The organism is Kiritimatiellaceae bacterium (assembly GCA_013141415.1).
Classification (GTDB): domain Bacteria; phylum Verrucomicrobiota; class Kiritimatiellia; order Kiritimatiellales; family Tichowtungiaceae; genus Tichowtungia.
In genome coordinates this window covers 507,454-530,179 of the sequence record JABFQY010000003.1, presented here as the reverse complement: position 1 = coordinate 530,179, position 22,726 = coordinate 507,454, and the positions used below count along the sequence as shown (strand labels likewise).

General features: G+C 54.8%; 26 protein-coding genes. 18 read left to right on the top strand and 8 right to left on the bottom strand.

All coding sequences use genetic code 11. The features are described from left to right. Window positions 1-5 precede the first annotated feature (5 nt). Entirely contained in the window at window positions 6-782 is a 777-nt protein-coding gene (locus tag HOO88_06495; GenBank protein NOU36402.1) for a hypothetical protein, read from the top strand. Between the two features lie 33 nt (window positions 783-815). After that, a complete protein-coding gene (gene hflX, locus HOO88_06490; protein NOU36401.1) occupies window positions 816-2,093 on the top strand; it encodes a GTPase HflX in 1,278 nt (425 codons plus the stop codon). Here the strand turns inward: hflX and HOO88_06485 are convergent. Next, complete coding sequence (locus HOO88_06485) at window positions 2,090-3,118, bottom strand: hypothetical protein (GenBank protein NOU36400.1); 1,029 nt, start codon at window positions 3,116-3,118, stop codon at window positions 2,090-2,092. The genes hflX and HOO88_06485 overlap by 4 nt on opposite strands. 180 nt (window positions 3,119-3,298) lie before the next feature. Here HOO88_06485 and HOO88_06480 point away from each other — a divergent pair, with 180 nt between their 5' ends. From HOO88_06480 to HOO88_06465, 4 genes are all read left to right on the top strand, one after another. Next, window positions 3,299-3,655, top strand: coding sequence for a DUF3127 domain-containing protein (locus HOO88_06480; GenBank protein NOU36399.1), 357 nt, complete (start codon window positions 3,299-3,301; stop codon window positions 3,653-3,655). Window positions 3,656-3,724: 69 nt separating this feature from the next. Next, window positions 3,725-4,924 (top strand): argininosuccinate synthase, encoded by a 1,200-nt coding sequence (locus tag HOO88_06475; protein NOU36398.1) that lies wholly within the window; start codon window positions 3,725-3,727, stop codon window positions 4,922-4,924. 232 nt (window positions 4,925-5,156) lie between these two features. Continuing rightward, complete coding sequence (locus HOO88_06470) at window positions 5,157-5,642, top strand: GNAT family N-acetyltransferase (GenBank protein ID NOU36397.1); 486 nt, start codon at window positions 5,157-5,159, stop codon at window positions 5,640-5,642. Then, window positions 5,629-7,095, top strand: a complete 1,467-nt coding sequence (locus HOO88_06465) for a RimK family protein (GenBank protein ID NOU36396.1) — start codon at window positions 5,629-5,631, stop codon at window positions 7,093-7,095. The genes HOO88_06470 and HOO88_06465 overlap by 14 nt, the downstream gene beginning before the upstream one ends. Before the next feature lie 99 nt (window positions 7,096-7,194). Here the strand turns inward: HOO88_06465 and HOO88_06460 are convergent, their stop codons facing one another. Next, window positions 7,195-7,464: a hypothetical protein gene (locus HOO88_06460; protein NOU36395.1), complete on the bottom strand. Its 270-nt coding sequence runs from the start codon at window positions 7,462-7,464 to the stop codon at window positions 7,195-7,197. Between the two features lie 256 nt (window positions 7,465-7,720). Here HOO88_06460 and HOO88_06455 point away from each other — a divergent pair, with 256 nt between their 5' ends. From HOO88_06455 to HOO88_06440, 4 genes are all read left to right on the top strand, one after another. Beyond that, window positions 7,721-7,972, top strand: coding sequence for an EF-hand domain-containing protein (locus HOO88_06455; protein ID NOU36394.1), 252 nt, complete (start codon window positions 7,721-7,723; stop codon window positions 7,970-7,972). A 40-nt stretch (window positions 7,973-8,012) separates the two neighbouring features. Beyond that, on the top strand, window positions 8,013-9,278 hold the full coding sequence (locus HOO88_06450; GenBank protein ID NOU36393.1) for a diaminopimelate decarboxylase: 1,266 nt from the start codon (window positions 8,013-8,015) through the stop codon (window positions 9,276-9,278). Between the two features lie 29 nt (window positions 9,279-9,307). Next, window positions 9,308-10,174 carry a 4-hydroxy-tetrahydrodipicolinate synthase gene (locus HOO88_06445; protein NOU36392.1) on the top strand — a complete coding sequence of 289 codons (867 nt, stop codon included), beginning with the start codon at window positions 9,308-9,310 and terminating at the stop codon, window positions 10,172-10,174. An 81-nt stretch (window positions 10,175-10,255) separates the two neighbouring features. Then, window positions 10,256-10,693, top strand: coding sequence for a CBS domain-containing protein (locus HOO88_06440; protein NOU36391.1), 438 nt, complete (start codon window positions 10,256-10,258; stop codon window positions 10,691-10,693). A 114-nt stretch (window positions 10,694-10,807) separates the two neighbouring features. Here the strand turns inward: HOO88_06440 and HOO88_06435 are convergent, their stop codons facing one another. The 3 genes from HOO88_06435 to HOO88_06425 are packed head-to-tail and all read right to left on the bottom strand — an operon-like array spanning window position 10,808 to window position 13,733. Further along, complete coding sequence (locus HOO88_06435; GenBank protein ID NOU36390.1) at window positions 10,808-11,038, bottom strand: exodeoxyribonuclease VII small subunit; 231 nt, start codon at window positions 11,036-11,038, stop codon at window positions 10,808-10,810. A 2-nt stretch (window positions 11,039-11,040) separates the two neighbouring features. After that, window positions 11,041-12,963, bottom strand: a complete 1,923-nt coding sequence (xseA, locus tag HOO88_06430) for an exodeoxyribonuclease VII large subunit (protein ID NOU36389.1) — start codon at window positions 12,961-12,963, stop codon at window positions 11,041-11,043. Then, window positions 12,963-13,733, bottom strand: coding sequence for a TIGR00282 family metallophosphoesterase (locus HOO88_06425; GenBank protein ID NOU36388.1), 771 nt, complete (start codon window positions 13,731-13,733; stop codon window positions 12,963-12,965). The genes xseA and HOO88_06425 overlap by 1 nt, the downstream gene beginning before the upstream one ends. A gap of 97 nt (window positions 13,734-13,830) precedes the next feature. Here HOO88_06425 and HOO88_06420 point away from each other — a divergent pair, with 97 nt between their 5' ends. Together HOO88_06420 and HOO88_06415 are read left to right on the top strand one after the other, a co-directional pair. Further along, window positions 13,831-14,442 (top strand): inorganic pyrophosphatase, encoded by a 612-nt coding sequence (locus HOO88_06420; protein NOU36387.1) that lies wholly within the window; start codon window positions 13,831-13,833, stop codon window positions 14,440-14,442. A gap of 4 nt (window positions 14,443-14,446) precedes the next feature. Beyond that, window positions 14,447-14,644, top strand: a complete 198-nt coding sequence (locus HOO88_06415; protein ID NOU36386.1) for a SlyX family protein — start codon at window positions 14,447-14,449, stop codon at window positions 14,642-14,644. A gap of 12 nt (window positions 14,645-14,656) precedes the next feature. Here HOO88_06415 and trmB read toward each other — a convergent pair whose 3' ends face one another. Further along, the gene (trmB, locus tag HOO88_06410) at window positions 14,657-15,247 is read right to left on the bottom strand and encodes a tRNA (guanosine(46)-N7)-methyltransferase TrmB (protein ID NOU36385.1); all 591 of its coding nucleotides are present in this window, start codon (window positions 15,245-15,247) and stop codon (window positions 14,657-14,659) included. A 1-nt stretch (window position 15,248) separates the two neighbouring features. Further along, window positions 15,249-16,319, bottom strand: coding sequence for a M42 family metallopeptidase (locus HOO88_06405; protein NOU36384.1), 1,071 nt, complete (start codon window positions 16,317-16,319; stop codon window positions 15,249-15,251). 326 nt (window positions 16,320-16,645) lie between these two features. On the opposite strand from HOO88_06405, the gene gatC reads away from it, so the two are divergent. The 3 genes from gatC to gatB are packed head-to-tail and all read left to right on the top strand — an operon-like array spanning window position 16,646 to window position 19,837. Further along, complete coding sequence (gatC, locus tag HOO88_06400) at window positions 16,646-16,936, top strand: Asp-tRNA(Asn)/Glu-tRNA(Gln) amidotransferase subunit GatC (protein ID NOU36383.1); 291 nt, start codon at window positions 16,646-16,648, stop codon at window positions 16,934-16,936. Between the two features lie 2 nt (window positions 16,937-16,938). Further along, window positions 16,939-18,402, top strand: a complete 1,464-nt coding sequence (gene gatA / locus HOO88_06395; protein ID NOU36382.1) for an Asp-tRNA(Asn)/Glu-tRNA(Gln) amidotransferase subunit GatA — start codon at window positions 16,939-16,941, stop codon at window positions 18,400-18,402. 10 nt (window positions 18,403-18,412) lie between these two features. After that, a complete protein-coding gene (gatB, locus tag HOO88_06390) occupies window positions 18,413-19,837 on the top strand; it encodes an Asp-tRNA(Asn)/Glu-tRNA(Gln) amidotransferase subunit GatB (GenBank protein ID NOU36381.1) in 1,425 nt (474 codons plus the stop codon). 60 nt (window positions 19,838-19,897) lie between these two features. Here the strand turns inward: gatB and HOO88_06385 are convergent, their stop codons facing one another. Next, window positions 19,898-20,902 (bottom strand): cellulase family glycosylhydrolase, encoded by a 1,005-nt coding sequence (locus HOO88_06385; GenBank protein NOU36380.1) that lies wholly within the window; start codon window positions 20,900-20,902, stop codon window positions 19,898-19,900. Between the two features lie 238 nt (window positions 20,903-21,140). On the opposite strand from HOO88_06385, the gene HOO88_06380 reads away from it, so the two are divergent. Genes HOO88_06380 through HOO88_06370 form a run of 3 tightly spaced genes read left to right on the top strand, consistent with a single transcriptional unit; the run spans window position 21,141 to window position 22,685 of the window. Further along, a complete protein-coding gene (locus tag HOO88_06380; GenBank protein ID NOU36379.1) occupies window positions 21,141-21,761 on the top strand; it encodes a nicotinate-nucleotide adenylyltransferase in 621 nt (206 codons plus the stop codon). Next, entirely contained in the window at window positions 21,754-22,248 is a 495-nt protein-coding gene (rsfS, locus tag HOO88_06375) for a ribosome silencing factor (GenBank protein NOU36378.1), read from the top strand. Before HOO88_06380 ends, rsfS begins: the two co-directional genes overlap by 8 nt. A 20-nt stretch (window positions 22,249-22,268) precedes the next feature. Continuing rightward, the gene (locus HOO88_06370) at window positions 22,269-22,685 is read left to right on the top strand and encodes a YjbQ family protein (protein NOU36377.1); all 417 of its coding nucleotides are present in this window, start codon (window positions 22,269-22,271) and stop codon (window positions 22,683-22,685) included. The last annotated feature ends 41 nt before the right edge of the window (window positions 22,686-22,726 follow it).

Here is a 22,726-nt window from a genome sequence, read left to right as displayed (position 1 = left end):
CCGGTATGAAACGGACGTTTTTTCTTTTTGCGATTCTGCTGACACACCTTCCGGTTTTCGCCGGTGAACCTGTTTTTTTTGTACAGATAACCGATACGCATTTCGGTTTACAGGAACATGCCGATAGGGCGCGCGCGGCGGTTAAAACAATTAATGCTCTGCCGGTGAAGATTGCGTTCGTTGCCGTGACCGGCGATATCATGCACGACTGCATCATGGACTCCAACGTCGTCAGCGAAGCGCTGACCATTTTCAGCGGGCTGAAAGCGCCGGTACATTATGTTCCGGGCAACCATGACCTGCTGAAAAAATCGCCGGAGGAAACGGTCGCGGTTTTCACCAACCGGTTCGGCCCGCTGATTTCGTCGGCGGAATACGGCGGCGTCGAATTCGTGTTTGTCTGCACCGAACCGCTTTCGAACGGAATCAAAATTCAGGGATACGATCCAGTGAGCAGTCTGGATAAGCTGCTTCAGGCGCACGCCGGACAGCCTGCGGTAATTTTTAATCATGCGCCATCGGTGGATGATTTTTACGGAAACAGTTCGCACAGCGGCTGGGGGGATTCAAAAGAAGGTCTGCGGTGGACTGAGTTGCTTAACCGCTATCCGGTTAAGGCGGTCATTGCCGGACATTTTCATCGGGACGAATTGCACTGGGTCGGCAATATCCCGCTGTATGCCGGGCCGCCGCTGTCCAGCTGGCTGGGGCGGCAGGCGGCTTTCCGGGTTTATGAATACCACGACGGGAAGCTCGGTTACCGGACGTATTATTTGCCATAGTTTCCTGACGGCAGGAGTCCATTTATGAAAGAGATGAAGACAACGATACCTCATGCTCAGGAGCGAGCCGTGCTGGTCGGCGTGCAGGTGCGCGGACGGAACAGCGAACAGGATGCGTTCGATACGCTCGCCGAGCTGGTGCAGCTGACGGAGAGCGCGGGCGCAGAAGTGCTCGGCCAGATGCTCTGCAAACAGTCCAAGGTTCACGCCGCGCATTTTATCGGCAAAGGCAAGGTGGATGAATTGGCGCAGATGGTGAAGGAAAGCGGCGCTAATCTGGTGGTTTTCGACGAAGATCTTTCTCCCGCACAGGGCCGTAATCTGGAAGAGACGCTGGCGGTGCGCGTGCTCGACCGGACTCAGCTGATTCTCGATATTTTTGCTCAGCGGGCGCGAACCAAAGAAGGATGTTTACAGGTTCAGCTGGCGCAGCACCGCTATCTGCTTCCCCGTCTTCGCCGCATGTGGACGCATCTGGAACGGCAGGCGGGCGGTATCGGTCTTAAAGGGCCGGGCGAAACGCAGATCGAAATGGACCGCCGCAGTATTCAGAATTTAATCCGCACACTGACGAAGGAGCTGGAACTGGTGCGCACACGCCGCGCCGAACAGCGGCGCGGACGTCAGCGCCACGGCTGGGCGCTGGTTTCGATTGTCGGTTACACCAACGCCGGAAAATCCACATTGCTGAACCGGCTGGCGGACGCCGATATTTATGCGGAAGATCAGCTTTTCGCGACGCTCGACCCGACGACGCGGCAGGTCGAACTGCCGAACCGCGAGCCATGTCTGATGACCGATACGGTGGGTTTTATTCGTAAACTGCCGCACCATCTGGTCGATTCGTTCAAGGCGACGCTCGAAGAAGTGGTCGAAGCCGATTTGATTCTGCATGTAATTGATTGCTCTCATCCGCAGGTCGAACAGCAGATCGCGGCGGTGAATACGGTGCTGAAAGAAATCGGCGCGGAAGATAAACCAGTGCTCTATGTGCTGAACAAGATTGATAAGGATGCCGGACGGAATGTTGCGCGGCAGTTGGCTTATACGTTGCGCCGCTCCGCCGCCGTTTCAGCTATTACCGGCGAAGGGGTTGAAGATCTGCTGAACGGGGTGGCCGATAATCTTAAAGGCGACAGCCAGCTGATGAAGCTGGCGATCCCGATGAGTGAAGGCCGCCTGCTGGCGCAGTTGAAACAGTCGGCAACCGTGCTGGAGGAAAAGTACGAAGGCGAATTCGCCGAACTGTTTGTCCGCGTTCCCGCGCCGCTCATTCCGCGCTGTGAACCATATCTGGCCGGAAAGAGTTAAAATCCGGACAGTTTCAACTGTTCAGCGGCCACCTCTTTGATCAGGTTATCGATTTCCGCCGTGAGAACCATCGTGTCCTTGCGGCCTTTATTCATAATCGATTTCCCACCGATGGCGTAACGATCACTTTCGCTTTTGGTGGTGCATTCGTAGTGCAGCTCCGTTGCCGGTTTGCCGCTCAGCGCGGAGCCGATCGTGTAGATTCTCAGGGCTGCGCCGAAGGCGCTTGGGTGAACATTGTCCGTGATTAACCAGCCGACGGGGGCTTCGGCGGGGCGGCGTTCTTTCGATAGAATGCACATTGCCGGCCCGACGGGGATGACGGGCACTTTGCCATACGCATCGCTCAGTATTTTGTGGTTTGTGACGACACGGGCGGAACTGGCGTTGAAGTAACTTTTCGGGTCATTTAGATCGCCACCTTTTTCCGGGTTTATTACCCAAGGCTCGTAAAATAGCGGTTGCGCGCCGATTTTTTTGATCTCATCAAGCAACAGTGCTCCGTACTTCATGAACGGTCCTTCAAAGACAGGTTTGCCGTTCGGGCCGGGGGTCATTTTATTTGTCTCAAGGAAAGAGCGGTAACTTTGGAGCACCACAATATCCCACGGCTTGCCGTCCGGCGTTCCGTTGCGAATGGCTTCCGCCGCCAGAATGTAGCCGCGATCAATATACTTCGGATCGTTGTACTGGCCTTTTTTCCAAAGGGTGCAATCGCCTTTGACTGCATAGCCGTTGGCGGTTGCCGGGATTGGGTTTTGAAAGAGATCGGGATGCGTTTCTCTTGAGATGGTCCAGTGTGTTTCAAAGGTTTGGTTCCAAATCTGCAACCGATACCCTTCAAACGCCGGAAGTCCGTTAGCCTTAAAAAATGCATTGAGATCTTCCGGCAACTTTGCCGTCAAACTGTTTCCGATGAATAGAATTCGTTCGCCGCCCTGAATGGGTAGAGCCGACTTTTCGGCCGGAACGGCTCCGGCGAGTGCCGCGAAACCGGCGATAACAGCAATGAGCTTTTTTAACATACAACCCTTTCTATTGAAGTGTTTTCGAGTCCACAGCACTTCTAGGTCAGGGCTCAGGTGAAGTCAATTCCCGAGGTACACTGGCGTTGGCAACATATCCGCGAACATGAAAGGCGGAGAAGGGTTGAAATTCTCTGCGGTCTGTTGAATAGTGCGATCCACTAATTCAGGGAGAAAACTATGGCGTATGATTTAACAGGGAAAATTAAGGTTGTTAAGGAGGCTCAGACCTTCGGAACAAAGGGCTTTACCAAGCGCGAGTTCGTGGTGACGGTCGAGGACGGAAAATATCCGCAGGACATTGCGCTGGAGTGCGTTCAGGATAAGGTCACGATGCTCGACGGGCTGAAAGAGGGTCAGGTGGTGACCGTGACATTTGATATCCGCGGTCGAGAATATAACGGACGCTATTTTAATAACCTGCAGGCGTGGCGCATTAAGGCTGAAGACGGCGGCGCTCCCGCTGATGACGACCGTCCGCCGGTTCCGGACGACGCTCAGGCTCCCGGTGAATTTGATGACGATATTCCGTTTTAAACAAAGGTAGGACAGGCTTCCAGCCTGTCTGGACAGCCAAGATGGCTGTCCTACATTCAGGAGAAAATGATGAAAGTTGTATTGGCATATTCAGGCGGTCTGGACACGACGGTGCTTCTGACCTGGCTTCAGGAACAGTTTAACGCGCAAGTGATCTGCTACTGCTCAAACGTCGGGCAGGAGGAAGAGCTCGACGGGCTGGAAGCCAAAGCGCTCAAGCACGGCGCGGTTAAATGTATCGTGGACGATGTCTGCGAAGAGTTCGCGAAGGATTTCGTTTTTCCGATGATGCAGGCGAACGCCATCTATGAAGGCACTTATCTGCTGGGCACTTCGATTGCCCGCCCGCTGATCGCCAAGCGTATGATGGATATTGCCATCGCCGAGGGCGCGGAAGCCATCTGTCACGGCGCGACCGGCAAGGGCAACGATCAAGTTCGCTTTGAGCTGACCGCTTATTCGATGAAGCCCGACATCAAAATCATCGCTCCGTGGCGCATGCCGGAAGTCTTTAAGTTCAAGGGCCGCCCGGACATGATCAACTATCTGGAGGAGAAGGGTATTCCTTGTCAGGTTTCCGCCAAGAAGCCATACAGCACCGACCGCAACCTGCTGCACATCAGTTTTGAAGGCGGCATTCTGGAAGATCCGTGGAATGAGGCGGATGAAAATATGTGGTGCATGACCAAGCCGCTGTCACAGGCCGCTGACAAGCCGGAGTATGTCGAAATCAGTTTCGAAAAGGGCATCCCGGTTGCTGTTAACGGCAAAAAACTTTCGCCTGCCGCGCTGATCCGTAAACTAAACGCTATCGGTTGCGAACACGCCATCGGACGCATCGACATCGTCGAAAACCGCTTCACCGGCATGAAAGATCGCGGCATCTACGAAACTCCCGGCGGAACGATTCTGCACCACGCGCATCGCGCCATGGAATCCATCACCATGGATCGCGAAGTGATGCATCTGCGCGACTCGCTGATTCCGAAGTATGCCACGCTGGTTTATAACGGCTTTTGGTTCGCACCGGAGCGCGAAATGCTTCAGGCGGCGATTCTGGAAAGTCAGAAAATGGTCACCGGCGATGTGCGCGTGAAGCTCTTCAAGGGTGGCGTGCATATCTGCGGACGCCGTTCGCCGTATTCGCTCTACGACTCGAAGGTTGTCAGCTTTGACGAAGCGGGCGGCTACGACCAGACTGACGCGACCGGCTTTATCAAGCTGAACGCTCTTCGTCTGCGTGTTCGCGCCGCGATGCAGAAGAAATAACCTGCCGTTGAGGTGCGTCCTGCGGGGTAATTTTCCCGCGGGACGGGTTATTTCGTCAGCTGAGATTTTGGCCCTGCTTAACCGTTTTCGATTCCGTGAAAGGCTATTCCGGCGGGGCGGGAATGCCCAACCGGAAATCCCGACAGCATGGAAAATATTTTCCTGATGATTCCTGCTGGTGTGCCGTTTCAAACGGTGGTAGTAAGCGGACTCCAAATTACAAGAAAGGCGCATGAGTACCATCCACATCCGGGCCGCGACACGGGACGATCTTCCGGCGATTGAGGTTATAGAAAAAACCTGTTTTCATGACGACTTGCGCGCCAGTCCACGCGCCTTGCGGCATAGTCTAAAAAGTCCGATCCAAAGCGTCTGGGTTGCCGTTGCCGGCCGCGAAACCGTTGGCGCCATGGTGCTCTACCATCACCCGCGCTCCCTGCGAATTTTCTCCATCGCCGTTCTGCCTGCTTTTCGCGGCAGCGGGACGGGTCGGCAGATGATGGAAATGGCGTTGAGTCTGGCTCGGCGCGCCGACCGTACGGCTGTGACGCTCGAGGCGGAACACAGCAAACCCGCCCTCATCAAATGGTATGAGAGTTTCGGTTTTGAAATCAAAAAAATACTTCAGGATTATCATGCATCGGGCCGTCACGCTGTCCGCATGCGACTGGAATTAAAATCTGCGCTCAAAGGAGGGCGCGTTCGTGGCCGTTCGTAATCTGATTATTCTAAACAATCCAGCGCATTGGACGTTTGATATCGAGGAAGTCGAAGTGGTTTCGGCTAAGGCCTATCTGACCGAAAGCCGTTATGCGGAAATGAAAAACGCGCGGGTGTTCAATCTCTGCCGTTCGTACCGGTATCAGTCCGTCGGGTATTACGTTTCTCTGCTGGCCGCTGCCCGCGATCACCGCGCTATTCCCAGCGTGACCACCATGCAGGATTTCCGTTCGCAGACCATCATTCGCACCATTGCGGAAGATATCGATGAGCTGATTCAGAAAACCTTCGCCAAGGTGGCGGAAAAAGAAATCACCCTTTACATTTATTTCGGTCAGACTGTTCTGCCTGAACACCGCTACATCGGGCGCTCTCTCTATAATCTATTTCAAGCACCGCTGCTCAAAGTCAGTTTTGAATTCACGAAAAAGTGGCTGATTCAGCAGATTACGCCGCTTTCGCTCGGGTTAATTCCGGAAGTTGATCAGGCGCACATCGCCGAATTCGCCCGCACTTATTTTTCGCGCAAGCGTTTCCATGACACACGGATTCAGCAGTACGCCTACGACCTCGCCATTCTGGTTAATCCGGGAGAAAAAAATGCGCCGTCCTGCGCTCGGGCTCTCCGGCAGTTTGAGGAAGCCGCCGACGAACTCAACGTCTATACCGAATTTATCACGCGGGAAGACTATAGCCGTCTGCCCGAATTCGACGCACTGTTCATCCGAGAAACCACTTCGGTGAATCACCATACGTACCGCTTTTCGCGCAAGGCCCACGCCGAAGGTCTGGTTGTCATTGATGATCCGTGGTCTATCATGCGCTGCGCCAACAAGGTGTACCTCGCGGAACGGCTGGCGCAGGCCAAGCTGCCCGCACCGCGCACCGTCATCCTTCAGAAAGAATCGTTGAAAAGTTCGCCGGCGAGTCTGGGGATCACCTTCCCGTGTGTACTTAAACAGCCTGACAGCGCCTTCTCGCAGGGCGTGGTTAAGGCGGAAGACGAAGCACAGTTCCGCACTCAGCTGGACGAGCTGTTTGAAAAATCAGACCTGATCATCGCACAGGAATTTATGGCGTCGGATTTCGACTGGCGCGTCGGCATCCTCGATCGCAAGCCGCTTTATGTCTGCAAGTATTATATGGCGGACGGTCATTGGCAGATTCGCAACTGGGCCGGCGAACCCGGAAATCTTGACGGGGACAGCGAAACCTTGCGGGTCGAAGACGCGCCGCCTGCGGTTGTGCAGACTGCGCTGAAAGCCGCCAACCTGATTGGCGACGGTTTTTACGGCGTGGATCTCAAGCAGATCGGGGATAAGGTTGTTGTGATCGAAGTCAACGATAACCCCAGCATCGATTACGGCGTCGAAGACCTTGTCCTCAAAGACGAACTTTACCTCACCGTCATTCGCTCCATCATCAACCGCATTGACGGTCCGCGGAAATAGAGTGGCGGGTTGTTCGGAGTCAATTCAGCTTCGCGCTTTCAAACAAAAACCCGCCGGGGAAATCCGGCGGGTCTTTATGAAAAGTAATTCTGATTATTTCTATTTTTTCTGCGGAGGCAGGAGTTCGTCGCCAGACATAACCCCATCACCGTTAATATCTTTTTCTGAAAATTTCTTTTCGCCGTCGGCGTTGCTCCACTCTCTCTTTTGGATCTTGGCCCATTCGGCCTGCTTGTTCAGAAATTCCTGCTTTGTGACGATTCCGTCTTTATCCGCATCTGCCGCGTGAAACTTAGGAGCGTTCTGCGCCGATGCCTGTATCGCAACGAACGCCGTCACCATTATCGTGCCGAAAAATAAACGGTTCATATCAACCTCCCGGTCTTTTACCTCTGATAAACATGCCTCCCACATGAGAGACTGCCCGCCTGTTTACGCTTCTCTGTATTGTCCCGCAACCAAATTTTAGGACAGCTGTTTTTTAGGCCGTCGGTACGATTGATTACAGAGCGGATGAGTTGTCTTTAGAGAACCAAGCGTTCCTGCTGGATTTGTATTGAGAGTCGATCGGGAAGAGATTACAAAAATCCGGTCGCAGGCATGTTTAAAGGATCAAGGAGGGCGTATGCGGAAAATATTATGCGGAACACTGGTTATGATGACGCTTTGTGTATTTCAGGCGTTTGGCTCGGCAGATGTAAATCACGACGGATTGGTCAGCCGGGAAGAGTGCTATGCTGCACGCACCAAGCTGGCCCAAAAAGCCGGGAAAGAGTTTGACCAGAAGGCGGCGGAAGCCTTTTTTAATGCCACGGACACGAATGGGGATGGATTTCTAAGTCAAGAAGAGCTCGCCAAGCCGGTGAAAACCAAATAAGCAGCTCCATGTTCCTATCGTCTGAAAACCGGAGCGAATAATGCCGCAAAAGAAATGTCCTTTAAACCGTGAACAGCTTGAAGCGCTGACGAAAAAATTTCCGACGCCTTTCCATCTTTATGATGAGGCGGCCATCCGCGCCAATGCCCGCGCCCTGAAAGCCGCGTTTGCGTGGAACCCGGGCTTCAAGGAATATTTCGCCGTCAAGGCCACGCCCAATCCGTACCTGATGAAAGTTCTGAAAACCGAAGGGTTCGGCGCGGACTGCTCGTCGCTTCCGGAGCTGATGCTGGCGGAATCGATCGGTCTTTCCGGCGAAGAAGTCATTTTCACTTCCAACGACACGCCCGCCGATGAATATGTGAAGGCCGTACAGCTCGGTGCGATTATCAATCTCGACGACATCACGCATATTGAATTTATCGAACAGTGCGCCGGACTGCCGGAACTGGTCTGCTTCCGCTACAATCCCGGCCCGCTGAAAGGCGGCAACGCGATTATCGGCCATCCTGAAGAGGCGAAGTACGGCTTCACCCGCCCGCAGCTTTTTGAAGGCTACCGGATTCTGCGCGACAAAGGTGTGAAACGTTTCGGCCTGCACACGATGGTGGCTTCGAACGAACTCGACGCGACCTATTTCATCGAAACAGCGCATCTGCTGTTTGATCTGGTTGGCGAACTTTCCGCCGAACTGGGAATTGAATTTGAATTCGTCAACATTGGCGGAGGAATCGGCATTCCGTACAAGCCGGAGCAAAAGCCGGTCGATCTGGCGCTTGTTGGCGAAGGCATCCGCAAGCTTTATACCGAGAAAATTGAAAAAGCCGGGCTCGGCCCGCTCGACGTGCGGCTGGAATGCGGGCGGATGGTGACCGGCCCCTTCGGCTGGCTGGTCAGCCGCGTGCTTCACAAAAAGAACACCTATAAGCAGTACGTCGGTCTCGATGCCTGCATGGCGAACTTGATGCGTCCGGCACTCTATGGTGCTTACCACCACATTACCGTGCCTGGGAAAGAAAACCTGCCGCATGACTTCGTCTGTGATGTAACCGGATCGCTTTGCGAAAACAACGATAAGTTCGCCATCAACCGTGCGCTGCCGCCGGTTGAAATCGGCGACCTCGTGGTGATTCACGATGCCGGTGCACACGGACATGCGATGGGCTTTAACTACAACGGCAAATTGCGCTCCGCCGAACTGTTGTTGCGCGAAAACGGCGAGGTCGTCCAGATCCGTCGCGCCGAAACGGTTCAGGATTATTTTGCCACGCTTGATTTTGCTGGTTTGAATAAATTTAAGGTATAGCGCATAGTCTCGTGCCTAAGGAGAACATCATGCTACAAGGAGCCCATACAGCGATTGTCACTCCGTTCAACGCGGACGGATCAGTTGACTTCGTCCGCTATCGCGAGCTGATCGAATTTCAGATCGAAAACGGAATTGACGGAATTGTGCCGGTCGGTACGACCGGCGAGTCGCCGACTCTCAACAACGACGAGCACATGAAGGTGATCGAAGAAACCGTCAAAGCGGTTCATGGCCGTGTGCTGGTGATTGCCGGAACGGGCGCCAATTCAACCGCCGAGGCGGTCGAACTGACGACGCTGGCCAAGGAGCTGGGCGTGGATGCCACGCTTCAGGTAACGCCGTATTACAACAAGCCGAATCAGGAAGGGCTTTTCCGCCATTTTTCAATGGTCGCCGATATCGGTTTGCCGGTGGTACTTTATAACGTTCCGGGCCGTACGAGCCGCGAAATTGCCATCGAAACCGTAGCACGGCTGGCGACTCATCCGAACGTGGTGGCGGTCAAAGAGGCGGGCGGCAAGGTGGAACGGGTTCGCCAGACACTGGATGTCTGTGACCTTGAAGTGCTTTCCGGCGACGACGCTCTGGCGCTACCGATGATGCGTGACGGCGCGATCGGCGTAATCAGCGTGGCCTCAAACGTGGTGCCGGGTGTGGTGGCTTCGCTCATCCACACCGCTCTGGAAGGCAACTGGGATGCCGCTCAACTTCTCCATAACCAGTACGTGAAGCTTTTTGATGCCATGTTCGTTGACACCAATCCGATTCCGGTCAAGGCCGCGCTGGCCATGATGGGTAAAATCGAAGAGGTTTACCGCCTGCCGCTTTGCGAGATGAGCGCGACAGATAAGGAAACTTTGCAGAAGGCGATGGTGTCAGCGGGCGTTCTATAAACGACTAAACCTTGTATGGAGGCGGCGCGCCCCGTATAATAAAAACTGAAGACAGCGATTTTCAACAGAAAGGATAATGACATGGCTAACGTTGCTAAACTGCTTGAGAAAAAGGGCAAAGAACTGATTTCCGTATCTCCCGAAACCGCTATTCGCGACGCGATTTCCAAAATGGCTGAAAAGTCGGCCGGAACTGCGCTGGTTATGGACGGGAATAAACTGGTCGGAATTTTTTCTGAGCGTGACGTAATCCGCAAAGTCTATCTAAAGGACAAATGCGGCAAGGGCACTAAAGTCAGTGAAATCATGTCCACCAAGCTGACTACGGTGAAGGCCGATACTACGCTGGAAAGCTGTATGGAGCTGATGACAGACAAGCGCATTCGCCACCTGCCCGTGCTGGATGGCGATCAGGTTGTCGGGGTGATTTCCATCGGTGATATTGTCAAATTCATGATTCAGGAAAAAGAATTCGTGATCAAAAACCTGCAAAGCTACATTGCCGGCCCCGGCATGTAAAAATTGTTTCGAGGTTCAGGGAAAAGGTTTATCGCGCCCCTTAGCTGGGGCGCTTCTTTTTGGATACCAAAAGCACTTTCGCAATAGCTCAGGTCCGGAGTCCGGAAACCTTTTTTATTTATCCGGGTCGAACGGTTCGGCAGATAATACGCCGCCTTTTTTCACCAGCTTCTCGATCTTCTGCTCCACCTCGTTGAGTTTGCCGGAGCAAAGTGTAACCAGCTTAGAGCCTTCCTCGAAATGCTTGATCATCTGTTCAAGCGAAAGGTCACCGCCTTCCATTTCTTCAACAATGGCTTCGAGCCGTTCGAGCGATTTTTCAAAATCTACCGTTTTTTCGGCCATACTCATGCCTCCTTCTTTTTGACTTCTGAAATGAACGTCCCTTTTGCCAATCGCGTACGAACTGTTCCGCCTGCTCTGATCTGCGCGATATCACGCACAACGGTGCCGTCTTCCGTCTGTGTCAGGCTGTAACCGCGATCCAGCACGGCCAGCGGGCTTAATGCACGCAGTTGAGATTCCAGCCTGCGCAGATTCTGTTTCCGTTCTGCCACCGCACTTTCCATCCGGTGATCCATAGTCTGTTGCAATCCGGGCAGGCGTTGTTTTTGAATTGTTACCGCATTCTTCAAACACTCGGCAAGCGTTCGGCTGGTTTCATCCACCTTTTGCTGTCGTAACCGGAGCCCGTCCGTCAGTGCATGAACCATGGTCTGACGAAATCCGGGAATCCGCTCACGCAGAATATGAACCTGATTTTGCAGTGAACCGCCGAGCCGCGCGGCCAACCGCACAATCTGCATTTCCAGTTCGGCTTTGACCGGCACGGCCAGCTCGGCCGCCGCTGATGGTGTTGGCGCGCGCACATCGGCGACGAAATCGCTGATCGTAAAATCAATTTCGTGGCCGACCGCCGAGATGACCGGAATCCGCGATGCGGCGATGGCTCGCGCCACGACTTCTTCGTTGAACGCCCAAAGGTCTTCAATACTTCCGCCGCCGCGCCCGACAATAATGAGATCGATCGGCAAAGTAGGACAGGCTTCCAGCCTGTCTATTCGTGCCACAGCCGTTTCTTTCGACTGATTGAGATTTTTCCGAATGTAGTCGTTATAAAAAGACAGTTGTTCCGGGCTTCGCACAATGTGGTCGTATGATTCATCCTGCCATACGGCACCGCGTCGCCCGGTTTGTTCATTAATCCGATTTGCTGTGAACGATTTCCACGAATGAAGAATATCTGCCAAGTTATTGCCGGGCAGTGGTGAGACAAGGACGTGAACATGGTTGGCCATTATCACGTATGAGCCCAGCCGGTAGCGATTGCCGTCGAAATGTTGCATTGCGGCTTCTACAACGGACGCGTTTTGCTTCTCGGCCAACAGACAGGATCCCGAACCGACGTCCAGCCATTGATTAATCCGTTCGCTGAACAGTTTCGAATATTCCGTTAGTTCGTTTTTAGAATAAGGTTCGTCATGCGACTTTAGCCATTGGATGCGCTCCTGTTGCCAGAGCTGGAGTTTTTCATGCGGCAGTGAATCAGCCAGCCGGAAGGTGACAAAGTAGGAGGCATTGTCCTGATTCCAATGCGGTAGATGACGCTTTTCTATATCGACAGGGAGCCATGGGGTGAAGAACTTCTCACTCTCTGTGGACAGGCTGGAAGCCTGTCCTACTTTCCTGTTGTATGTATTCAAATAATCAATTGCGGCGGCAATTTTTTCCGCCGCGCCTTCGCCTTGCACGGTAACCGGCGCGAGCAGGATTTCAATATTCGGAAACCGCCGTGTCAGCACGTTGATGATATCGCGGATCGCCGCGCCGGTGGGCGAGGTGACCACGCCGATTTTTTGCGGCAGAAGCGGTAGCGGTTTTTTACGGCTGGCGTCGAACAGCCCTTCGGCGGACAGCTTGGCTTTCAGTTTTTCGAACTGCTCCTGAAGCGAGCCTTTACCGGCTTCTTCCATCTTGCGGACAATGAGCTGATAACTTCCGCGCGGCTCGTAGAGGCTGGCTTGTGCGAGAACACGCACCTTAAGTCCGTCCTTCGGCTCGAACGTCGCGGCGGCGTTATTCTGTTTAAACATGGCGCAGGAAACGGCGGCGGCTTCGTCCTTGAGAGTGAAATACCAATGACCGCTCGACTGGCGTGTCAGGCGCGAGATTTCGCCCTCGACCCACACTTCGCCGATGCCGTTTTCGAGCGTAAACCGCGCGGCGCGGTTGAGTTCGGCGACGCTGTAAATTTTCCGCGTTTCTTCCATCAGGCTCTTTCGCGAATCCGTTCAATCGAGCGGGCCTTGCCGGTTTTGATATCGATATCCAGAATGACGCCTTCGAGCGCCGGATCTTTATTTGACGTATCAAACTTTTGCGGCATGCCGGTGATAAAGCGCTGAATAACCGGCTCCACTTCGCGGCCGATCACGGAATCTTTCGGGCCGGTCATACCGAGGTCGGTGATATAAGCCGTGCCGTTCGGCAGGATGTTTTCGTCCGACGTCTGAACGTGAGTGTGCGTTCCGAGCAGGGCGGTGACGCGTCCGTCGAGGTAGCGGCCCAGCGCGATTTTTTCCGAGGTCGCCTCGGCGTGGAAATCAATCAGAATGGTTTTGGCTTTGCTCATGCCGATCAGCCGGTCGGCGGCGCGGAACGGGCAGTCGGCCGGATCTAGAAAAACGCGCCCGATCAGCGAGATAATGCAGATCGGCCCTTCGTCGGTTTCGATGGTTGTCATTCCGCGGCCTGCGGCGGCGGGCGGAAAATTCGCCGGACGGATCAGTCGTGTTTCGGTTTCCAGTAGGCTGGTCAGGTTTTTATCGTCCCATGCGTGGTCGCCGAGCGTTAGCGCGGCGGCTCCGGCGGCGAAAAGCGCCTCGACGATTTCCGGCGAAGGCCCGCGTCCTCCGGCGGCATTCTCGGCGTTAGCGATCACGAGATCGATCCGGCCTTCGGCGCGCAGCCGGTCGGTCACACGCTGAAAAACCTGCCGACCCGCACTGCCGACCATATCGCCTGTAAAGAGGATTTTCATGCGCACACCATGCCATAAGAGGCGGACAGGGGCACTTTATTTTTATCCTGTAACTATGTACTCGCCAAAAACAGGTGGATTTACGAATGTCTAAACCATGAGCTTTCCACAAACTTTCTACCGCTGGCGCCCGCATCCGTGGCATGGTCTTGATATTGGCGAACAGGCCCCCGATGTCGTCAATGCCTATATCGAAATGACGCCGTTTGACTCGGTGAAGTACGAAGTGGACAAAACCACCGGCTATCTTCTGGTTGACCGCCCTCAGCTGACTTCGTCGATGCCGCCGACCCTTTACGGCTTCATTCCGAAAACCTATTGCGGCGCGCGGGTGAAAAAACTGTCCCCCACCTCAGAGCGCGGCGACGGCGACCCGCTGGATGTCTGTGTTATCACCGAACGGCCGATTAACCGTGGCGAAGTCATCCTGCACGCCCGCGTCATTGGCGGAGTCCAGATGGTCGATCACGGCGAGGCTGACGATAAAATCATTGCTGTCCTGCACGAAGATCAGTTCTGGTCGCACGTCAACAGTGTCGATCAGGTTCGCAAGGTTCTGCTCGACCGCCTGCTCCACTATTTTGAAACCTACAAACGTCCCGCTGGCGGCGAAGCCAATGTGCAGGTGATCGAACTCTATGGTGCCGATCGGGCCAAAGAAGTGATCAAAGCCGCGCAGGCCGACTACGAAGAAACCTACGGCGGCTGATCGTATGGAAAATCGGCTGACCAAGTTGGAAATGCTTTATTCGGATCAGAGCCGGATGCTGGAGGATCTTAGCGCGGAGATGTACCAGCAACAACTTGAGGTCAAGCGGCTAACGGCCCGGGTTGAACTCCTCGAAGAAAAACTCGCCGCCAGCTCCGAATCAAACGACATCGGCGGCCACGACCGCCCGCCGCATTATTAACGCTTTCCTTCGTCATTTCCGGACGAACGAACAGCGGCCGGGTGTTTTGTGGGCGAAGATCAGTTCAAAATCGGACACTTCATCCTCGGACGGAACGAAGGTTTCAGTTTCTTCGAAGCGGCTGTCGGCTTTAATCAGTTTGCAGATTTCCTGAAAGTAGGGCAGGTGGTCGGTTGAGGCGTGGAGTTTTCCGCCGGGCTTCAGCGTGCGTGCGATGGCATCCATGAACAGTTCGTTGAAGATGCGGTTGTGGTGGTGCTTTCCTTTCGGCCACGGATCGGGATAGAAAACGTAATAGGTGTCCACGCTTTCCGGCGGCACGAGATACGTGACGGTGTAATAACCGTCGCCGCGCAGGACGCGGGCGTTGAACAGACCGTGCCGCACGATTTTTTTATCAAGCCGCTTGATACGATTCATCAGGCGGTCGATTCCGAGAATATTGGTTTCCGTAAACTTGCGCGCGCGCGCCAGCAGGAACCGGCCTTTGCCGCAGCCGAGGTCGATTTCGAACGGGCGTTCCGGCTGATCGAAGCTGTTCCGGAAATCAATCGGGTTTAGCCACTGTTCCGGAAAAATACGCAGAGTGTCGGGGGCGCTCATTTTAGAACGGAATGAAGTTGGTGCGCGGAGTGATTTTAGCGACCACGGCGGCCAGCAGTTTAGAAACAGCTTCCAGATCGGCGAGACTCAGCAGTTCGCACGGACTGTGCATGTAGCGCAGCGGAATGCTGATGAGCGCGGTGGCGACACCGGCACGGTTAAGTTGAATGGCGTTGGCGTCGGTTCCGGTGCCGCGCGCTTCAGCGACGATCTGCACCGGGATTTTTTCTTCTTTGGCGGTTTTAATAATCAGGTCGAACAGCTTGTGATTGATGTTCGGGCCGCGGGTGACGACCGGTCCGCCGTCGAGTTCCACTTTACCTTCCTGATGCAGTACGTTGCCGATGTTCGGATGGTCGGTGGCGAAGGTGACATCCACAGCAATACCGACATCCGGTTCGATACCGAACGCCGCCGTCCGCGCCCCGCGCAGGCCGATTTCTTCCTGAACGGTCGCCACGACATGCACTTCGCACTGTGTGCTCATTTTGGCGAGCAGGCGGCCCGCCTCCAGAATCGCGAAGGCTCCGGCCCGGTCGTCAAAGGCGCGACCGACGGCGCGGCCGTTTTGCAGTTCTTCAAAGCCGTATTGGATGACCAGAGGGTCGCCGATACTGACCAGCGCTTCTGCTTCTTTTTTGTTCTTCACGCCGATATCGACCCAGAGGTCTTTGATTTCGGAAACCTTTTTGCGCTGTTCAGCTTCCTGCAGGTGAATGGCGATTTTGCCGACCGCTCCGCGCACCACTTTGCCGCCGTTGCCGATGATATCCACCCGCTGGCCCTGCGCGATCTGCGGATCCCAGCCGCCGATCGGGGCAATCCAGAGAAACCCTTTGTCGTCGATATGGGAAATCAGGAAGCCGATTTCGTCGTAGTGACCGGCCAGCATCACTTTGACTTTTCCGCCGGAATTGATCACCGCATGTGAATTGCCGTGAACGTCGGTTTCAACCCGGTCGGCGAATGGCTTGGCGTATTCTTTCCAGACGGCCGCCGCGCAGTGTTCATAGCCGGACGGGCTGATGGCGTTGATCATATCCGCGAGAAATTGTTTCGATGTTTTGTTCATGGAGTCCTCTCTGAATTGGGCGGGGAGTTTTTCAAGGATTGGAAAAAACAGCAAGCCCCAACGCAGGCAACAGCGTTGCGGATGAATTGTTGGGGCATTTCGCGATTGAGCTGTCGGTATAGCCGGAACTCAGGCGAAGCCGTGGGTCCGGCTTTCAGGCTTACAAGCCGGATCTACGGGCGAGTACGCCCTAAGTTCCGGCTTTACTTCTTGTTTGTGTATTTCTCAAAGTTTGCCAGTCCTTCGGATCAAGCAGGCCGCAACGCAGTTGCCGCTTGCCCCGTTTCGGCGGCCTGTCTATAGTTCGGCCTCATTTGGAGAAAAGCATGGCCGACTCAACACATATGGACGTTTCCTATATCGCGCATCTGGCGCGGATTCACCTTGCCGACGGCGAGGCGGAACTGTTTCAGGGACAGCTCGATCAAGTGCTCACCTACGTCGAGCAGCTTGGCGAACTCGACGTGTCGAACGTCGAGCCGACGGCGCACGCCATGGCGCTGGTCAATGTGCTTCGCGAAGATACTCCCCGGACTTCACTTGATCACGACGCCGTTATCGCCAACGCCCCCGCCGCCCGCGACGGGCAGATTCTCGTCCCGAAAATTATGGAATAATCATGGCCGGACTAAACACAAAAACTATTTCTGAACTTTCCGACCTGCTGGAGCAGGGAAAATGCACTTCGGTGCAAATCGTCAACGACGTGCTGGCCGCGATTGACGCGCATGACGGAAAGATCGGTGCCTACCTGACCATCGACCGCGCCGCCGCACTGGCACAGGCCGAAGCCGCCGACAAGGCGCGTGCCGCTGGTAAAAAGGGCGCGCTACTTGGCATTCCGCTGGCGATCAAAGACTTGCTGAACGTCAAAGGTCAGCCTTGCACCTGTTCGTCGAAGATTATCGAGGGTTACGTTGCGCCGTACGACGCCACGGCCATCGCCAAACTGCGCGAAGCGGGCGCTGTTTTTCTCGGTCGCGTCAACATGGACGAGTTCGCCATGGGTTCGAGCACGGAAAGCTCGGCTTTCAAAAAGACCCGTAATCCGTGGAATACCGACCACGTTCCCGGCGGTTCCTCCGGCGGTTCGGCCGCCAGCGTCGCCGCGGATGAAGCGATTGCCGCACTCGGCTCCGATACCGGCGGATCGATCCGCCAGCCCGCCGCCTTCTGCGGATGCGTCGGCCTTAAGCCGACCTACGGCATGATTTCCCGCTATGGCCTGACCGCTTTCGCCTCATCGCTCGACCAGATCGGTCCGATCACCAAGACGGTCAGGGATGCCGCCATTCTGCTCACCGCAATGGCCGGTAAAGATCCTATGGATTCCACCACGGTCGATTTGCCCGTTCCAGACTATTCAAAAGATCTGACCGATGACCACAGTTTGAAGGGGATGCAGCTCGGCCTGCCGAAGGAATATTTCGTCGAAGGGATGGATCCGGAAGTCGAAACAGCGGTCCGCAACGCGATCGAACATTGTAAAAAGCTTGGCGCGAAGATTGTGGACATCAGCCTGCCGCACTCGAAGTATGCGATTGCGGTCTATTACATCATCGCCACAGCGGAAGCTTCCGCCAACCTCGCGCGCTTCGACGGCATCCGTTACGGACTGCGCAAAGACGGGGCCGATCCGATTGAACTCTACGGCAAAACCCGCGCCGCCGGTTTCGGCCCCGAGGTCAAACGCCGCATCATTCTCGGCACCTATGTGCTGTCGAGCGGCTACTACGATGCCTATTACCTGCGCGCCCAGAAAGTCCGTACGCTGATTCATAATGATTTTAGAGCCGCATCTGCTCATTGCGACGCGATTCTCGCGCCGGTCACTCCGACACCGGCGTATAAAATCGGCGAGAAGACCAGCGATCCGCTCAAGATGTATCTCGACGATATTCTGACCACGCCGGTCAATCTTGCGGGTATCTGCGGGCTGAGCGTCCCGTGCGGATTTTCCAAAGCGGGTCTGCCGATCGGGCTCCAGATTCTCGGCGACTCGTTTATGGAGCCGAGCATCCTCAAGGTCGGCCACGCCTACGAACAGACGACGGAATGGCACCGCCAGAAACCGAAATTTTAGAAAATTGATTATGAAATACGAAGCCTGTATTGGACTTGAGACCCATGTGATGCAGAAGACGCGGACGAAAATGTTCTGCGGCTGTAAGCACGAGTACGGCGCGGAACCGAACACTAATGTGTGTCCGGTCTGCCTCGGCTATCCTGGCGCGCTTCCGGTGCTCAACGCCAGAGCCATCGAACTCTGCTGCAAGGCGGGACTGCTGCTCGGTTGCGAAATCAATCCGCACTCCAAGTGGGATCGCAAAAACTATTTTTATCCCGACATGTCCAAAAACTACCAGATCACGCAGGCCGACCGGCCGCTCTGCCTCGGCGGAAAGATTGTGACGGAAGTGAACGGCGAGCTGAAAACTTTCACCTTGGAGCGGATTCATCAGGAAGAAAACGCCGCCAAGAATACGCACGCCGCCAGCGGCAGTCTGATCGACTATAACCGTGCCGGTACCGCGTTGATGGAAATTGTCTCCACGCCGTGCATGCATTCGGCTGACGACGCTTTCGCTTATATTCAGGCCCTCAAGCTGATCATGGAATACGGTGGCATTTCCGACTGCGACCTCGAAAAAGGGCACATGCGCTCCGACGTCAACGTCAGTGTCCGTCCGGTCGGACAGGAAAAGCTCGGCGCCAAGGTCGAAATTAAAAACATGAATTCGCCCAGTTTCATCGTCGAGGCTATCAAGTATGAAATCGCGCGCCAGATCGAATTGATCGAAAATGGCGGCAAAGTGGTTCAGGAAACGCGCGGCTACGACTCCGACCGCGGCGAAACGTTTTCCCAGCGCACCAAAGAAGACGCGCACGACTACCGCTATTTCCCCGAGCCCGATCTGCTTCCCGTCGAAATTTCCGCCGCGCAGATTGCTCAGTGGAAATCCGAACTGCCGGAACTGCCGGTTCAGCGGCGCGAACGCTACGTCAAAGAACTTGGCCTGCCCGACTACGACGCCAAAGTCCTCACCGCCGAAAAACACATCTCGGATTTCTTCGACGCCGCCTGCCACAAAACCAAGCAGTACAAGCTGGTTTCAAACTACATGATGGGAAAAGTCGCCAGCCTCGCTACCGAGAAAAGCATCAGCGTTGACGAAAGCCAGTTGACACCGGAAACGCTGGCGCAGGTCGCTGATCTGGTCGGCGGCGGAACCATTAGTTCCAGTGCGGCCAATGAGCTGATTGAAATTCTTTTTGCCGAAGGCGGCGACCCGAAAGCAGTGGTCGAAGCCAAATGCATGGCGCAGGTCAACGACGACAGCGCGCTCGAAAAATGGGCCGAAGAAGCCATCGCCGGAAACGCCAAAGCCGTCGCGGATTATAAAGCGGGCAATCCGGCTTCTATTAATTCCCTCATGGGCTACGTCATGAAACAGAGCAAAGGCAAAGCCAATCCGCCAACCGTCATCGCCATGCTGAAGAAGAAGCTGGACGCCTGAAGTCCTTGCGCAAAGCCGCCAAGAGCTCAAAGTGGAAGCCGCTTCCACGCTAGAAGGAATTCATTTCGCGCCTTTGACGCCGTTCTCCAGCCACTGTGTTTTCTTGGCTGTGTTTTTTATGCTGTAAGGACTGGCGACGGCGACCTGTTCGCCCCAGGGCGAGTTGGTCCAGTCGCCGAATTTTCCGGTGGCCGGGTTGACGATGGAGTGGCGGTCCGAAAAGTTCCATACCCAGGCCAGCCAGCCGATATCTTTTTTGTCGGCGTATTCAATCAGGTATTCCCAGTTCACTTTGCCGGAGGCGGGCTGGTCGCCGAATTCGGTGGGGCCAAACTCGCCGACGATGAAGCAGATGTCTTTTTCAATTGAGCCGTCGATGAACTTGCGGATTGAATCGGTGGAGCCGCCGCCGTACTTCATCGGATCCCACAGGTGCCACGAGAAAATGAGGTTTTGATCGGGGTCTTCGGCCAGCAGATACGGTCCGTTTTCCAGCAGGGTTTTTGCATTACGGCCGTAGCCGTCGGCATCAATGATCAGCGGAACGTGAATGCCGGCTTTCCGGATTTGGTTTACGGCGGTTTTATAATTTTCGCGGAACACTTCATTGCTGACGACCGTGCCGACTTCATTGCCAATGTTCAGCAGAAGATATTTTTCATGTTTTTTCAAAACCGCCGAAACGTCCGGGCGGGTCCAGTAATCCACGCACTTCTGGAATTTGCTCCAGTCACCGGTAGCATCCCATACGCTCACGATCGGGATCATTTTGTTTTTGATGCAATTACTCAGCGTCTTGTCCAGATCCGATGCCGGCATGACGGGTTCCGACTCGTGTCCCGTCGACCAGAAAATGCGGCAGCAGTTGGCGCCGGTCTTTGCGAGTTCGGCATAATTGTTTTCTCCGTAGCGGTCCCAGAAGACAATCATGGCATTGGCGCCGCGCAGGGTAATCCGATCACCGGCAGGGTCGTAAAGGTACCGCCCCTGTACTTTGAGTCCGGGATAAGACCCAGCGTGAACTGATGCGGCGAGCAGGATGAACAGCAGTATGAATTTCCGCATGAGCTGGCTCCTTTTCTGAGAATCTCTGACTTGTAGCAGTTGACAGGCGCGGCGGCAAGTGCGGCGGCCCGCCTTCGTATGGCTACGGCGCGGCAGGCTGGTAAAGATTTTCCCGAATGTAGACGCGACGCCCTCGTCGCGTTGTTCCAGTTAAGAAACGCGACGAGGGCGTCGCGTCTACGTTTCCAAACATTAGATTTTCCGTGTTTTCTGTGTTTTCTGTGGTAAAAATTTTCCAATGTCTGGAAAAAACAGAGAGCGGATCGGGGTGTTCGGCGGATCGTTTGATCCGGTGCACATGGGACATCTGACGATTGCACAGGACGCCGTAGAACAGCTGGAGCTCGACCGTCTGATTTTTGTGCCCGCCGCCGTGCCGCCGCATAAGCAGGGCAAGGCGCTGGCCGAAGGGCGTCACCGGTTCGAAATGCTTCAATTGGCCACGGAGGGAAATCTGAGCTTTGAGGTTTCGGATATGGAGCTTCAGCGCGGCGGGGTTTCCTACACCTTCGATACGATGACGCAGGTCCAGTCCGAGCATCCCGGCGCGGAGCTGTTTTTCATTGTCGGGCTTGATTCGCTGACCATTCTCCATGCGTGGCGGAATGTGGATCAACTGCTCGAAATGTGTACCATCGTACCGTTTGCGCGTGGCGGTGAGGATTCGGCGCAGATTGCGGCAAAGATTAAGCTTTCCGAGCCTTGGAAAACCCGGCTGATGGAGCGTTTGATCCGGATTCACGAGATCGAAATTTCCGCCTCTGATATCCGGATGAGGCTGGCGGAAGGGCTGAGTATCCGCTACCTTGTGCCGCCAGAAGTGGAAATGTATATTGCGGAGCATGGATTATATGGCTGAGAAAAAAGTGACGAAGAAAAAGGTGGTTAAAAAAGCTGTCGCCTCGAAACCGGTCAAAAAAGCTGCCAAGGCCGCCCCCAAGGCGAAGCCAGTCGTAAAACCCGCCAAGGCCGTGCCGAAGAAGGCGGCTCCCAAAGCGGGGCCATTGTCGGAGGTTGTGCAGAAGGCGGTCAAGTTCCTGGACGACAGAAAGGCCGAGAATATCGCCATACTCGACATGCGTCCGTTGTCCAGTCTGTATGATTATTTCATCATCGCCACCGCCGCCAATGCTCCGCACCTCAAGGCGTTGAGCGACGGTCTTCAGCGCCTCTGCAAAAACGAGCAGTACGAAGGCTACCGCGCCGCCGGAACCGGCGACAGCGGCTGGGTCATCGTGGACTACGACGGCGTGATGATTCACGTTTTCAGTTTTGAGATGCGCAATCTATACGACCTCGAAAAACTTTGGAACGACGCTAAGCGTATCGCGCTGCCGAAAGCCTGAACCGTTGACAGGAGCGGCCAGTGAAATCCTATCGCAAAGAACTCTGGTTTAAAGCGCCGCGTCGGCGCGCCTTTATCAACATCACTCCTGAAGTGAACGGGTGTCTGCGCGAAAGCGGAATCAAAGAAGGACTTTGTCTCGTCAATGCCATGCATATCACCGCCAGCGTTTTCATCAACGACGACGAAGGCGGATTGCATCAGGATTTCGACAAATGGCTCGAAAAGCTGGCGCCGGAAAAACCACATAGCCAGTACGCGCACAACGGGTTTGAGGACAACGCCGATGCCCACCTGAAACGACAGATCATGGGGCGCGAAGTCGTCTGCGCCGTCACCGGCGGAAAGCTCGACTTCGGCCCGTGGGAGCAGATTTTCTACGGCGAATTCGACGGCCTGCGCGACAAGCGCGTCCTCGTGAAAATCATTGGAGATTAAGCGGCTTTGGCCGCTTATTTTTTGTGTCTTTTCGTGCTCTT

What these genes read in the sequence shown, in the direction of transcription:
- HOO88_06495 (NOU36402.1), top strand. Translation starts at nt 6, where the DNA reads ATGAAACGGACGTTTTTTCTTTTTGCGATTCTGCTGACACACCTTCCG.
- hflX (NOU36401.1), top strand. Translation starts at nt 816, where the DNA reads ATGAAGACAACGATACCTCATGCTCAGGAGCGAGCCGTGCTGGTCGGC.
- HOO88_06485 (NOU36400.1), bottom strand. Translation starts at nt 3,118, where the DNA reads ATGTTAAAAAAGCTCATTGCTGTTATCGCCGGTTTCGCGGCACTCGCC.
- HOO88_06480 (NOU36399.1), top strand. Translation starts at nt 3,299, where the DNA reads ATGGCGTATGATTTAACAGGGAAAATTAAGGTTGTTAAGGAGGCTCAG.
- HOO88_06475 (NOU36398.1), top strand. Translation starts at nt 3,725, where the DNA reads ATGAAAGTTGTATTGGCATATTCAGGCGGTCTGGACACGACGGTGCTT.
- HOO88_06470 (NOU36397.1), top strand. Translation starts at nt 5,157, where the DNA reads ATGAGTACCATCCACATCCGGGCCGCGACACGGGACGATCTTCCGGCG.
- HOO88_06460 (NOU36395.1), bottom strand. Translation starts at nt 7,464, where the DNA reads ATGAACCGTTTATTTTTCGGCACGATAATGGTGACGGCGTTCGTTGCG.
- HOO88_06455 (NOU36394.1), top strand. Translation starts at nt 7,721, where the DNA reads ATGCGGAAAATATTATGCGGAACACTGGTTATGATGACGCTTTGTGTA.
- HOO88_06450 (NOU36393.1), top strand. Translation starts at nt 8,013, where the DNA reads ATGCCGCAAAAGAAATGTCCTTTAAACCGTGAACAGCTTGAAGCGCTG.
- HOO88_06445 (NOU36392.1), top strand. Translation starts at nt 9,308, where the DNA reads ATGCTACAAGGAGCCCATACAGCGATTGTCACTCCGTTCAACGCGGAC.
- HOO88_06440 (NOU36391.1), top strand. Translation starts at nt 10,256, where the DNA reads ATGGCTAACGTTGCTAAACTGCTTGAGAAAAAGGGCAAAGAACTGATT.
- HOO88_06435 (NOU36390.1), bottom strand. Translation starts at nt 11,038, where the DNA reads ATGGCCGAAAAAACGGTAGATTTTGAAAAATCGCTCGAACGGCTCGAA.
- xseA (NOU36389.1), bottom strand. Translation starts at nt 12,963, where the DNA reads ATGGAAGAAACGCGGAAAATTTACAGCGTCGCCGAACTCAACCGCGCC.
- HOO88_06425 (NOU36388.1), bottom strand. Translation starts at nt 13,733, where the DNA reads ATGAAAATCCTCTTTACAGGCGATATGGTCGGCAGTGCGGGTCGGCAG.
- HOO88_06420 (NOU36387.1), top strand. Translation starts at nt 13,831, where the DNA reads ATGAGCTTTCCACAAACTTTCTACCGCTGGCGCCCGCATCCGTGGCAT.
- HOO88_06415 (NOU36386.1), top strand. Translation starts at nt 14,447, where the DNA reads ATGGAAAATCGGCTGACCAAGTTGGAAATGCTTTATTCGGATCAGAGC.
- trmB (NOU36385.1), bottom strand. Translation starts at nt 15,247, where the DNA reads ATGAGCGCCCCCGACACTCTGCGTATTTTTCCGGAACAGTGGCTAAAC.
- HOO88_06405 (NOU36384.1), bottom strand. Translation starts at nt 16,319, where the DNA reads ATGAACAAAACATCGAAACAATTTCTCGCGGATATGATCAACGCCATC.
- gatC (NOU36383.1), top strand. Translation starts at nt 16,646, where the DNA reads ATGGCCGACTCAACACATATGGACGTTTCCTATATCGCGCATCTGGCG.
- gatA (NOU36382.1), top strand. Translation starts at nt 16,939, where the DNA reads ATGGCCGGACTAAACACAAAAACTATTTCTGAACTTTCCGACCTGCTG.
- gatB (NOU36381.1), top strand. Translation starts at nt 18,413, where the DNA reads ATGAAATACGAAGCCTGTATTGGACTTGAGACCCATGTGATGCAGAAG.
- HOO88_06385 (NOU36380.1), bottom strand. Translation starts at nt 20,902, where the DNA reads ATGCGGAAATTCATACTGCTGTTCATCCTGCTCGCCGCATCAGTTCAC.
- HOO88_06380 (NOU36379.1), top strand. Translation starts at nt 21,141, where the DNA reads ATGTCTGGAAAAAACAGAGAGCGGATCGGGGTGTTCGGCGGATCGTTT.
- rsfS (NOU36378.1), top strand. Translation starts at nt 21,754, where the DNA reads ATGGCTGAGAAAAAAGTGACGAAGAAAAAGGTGGTTAAAAAAGCTGTC.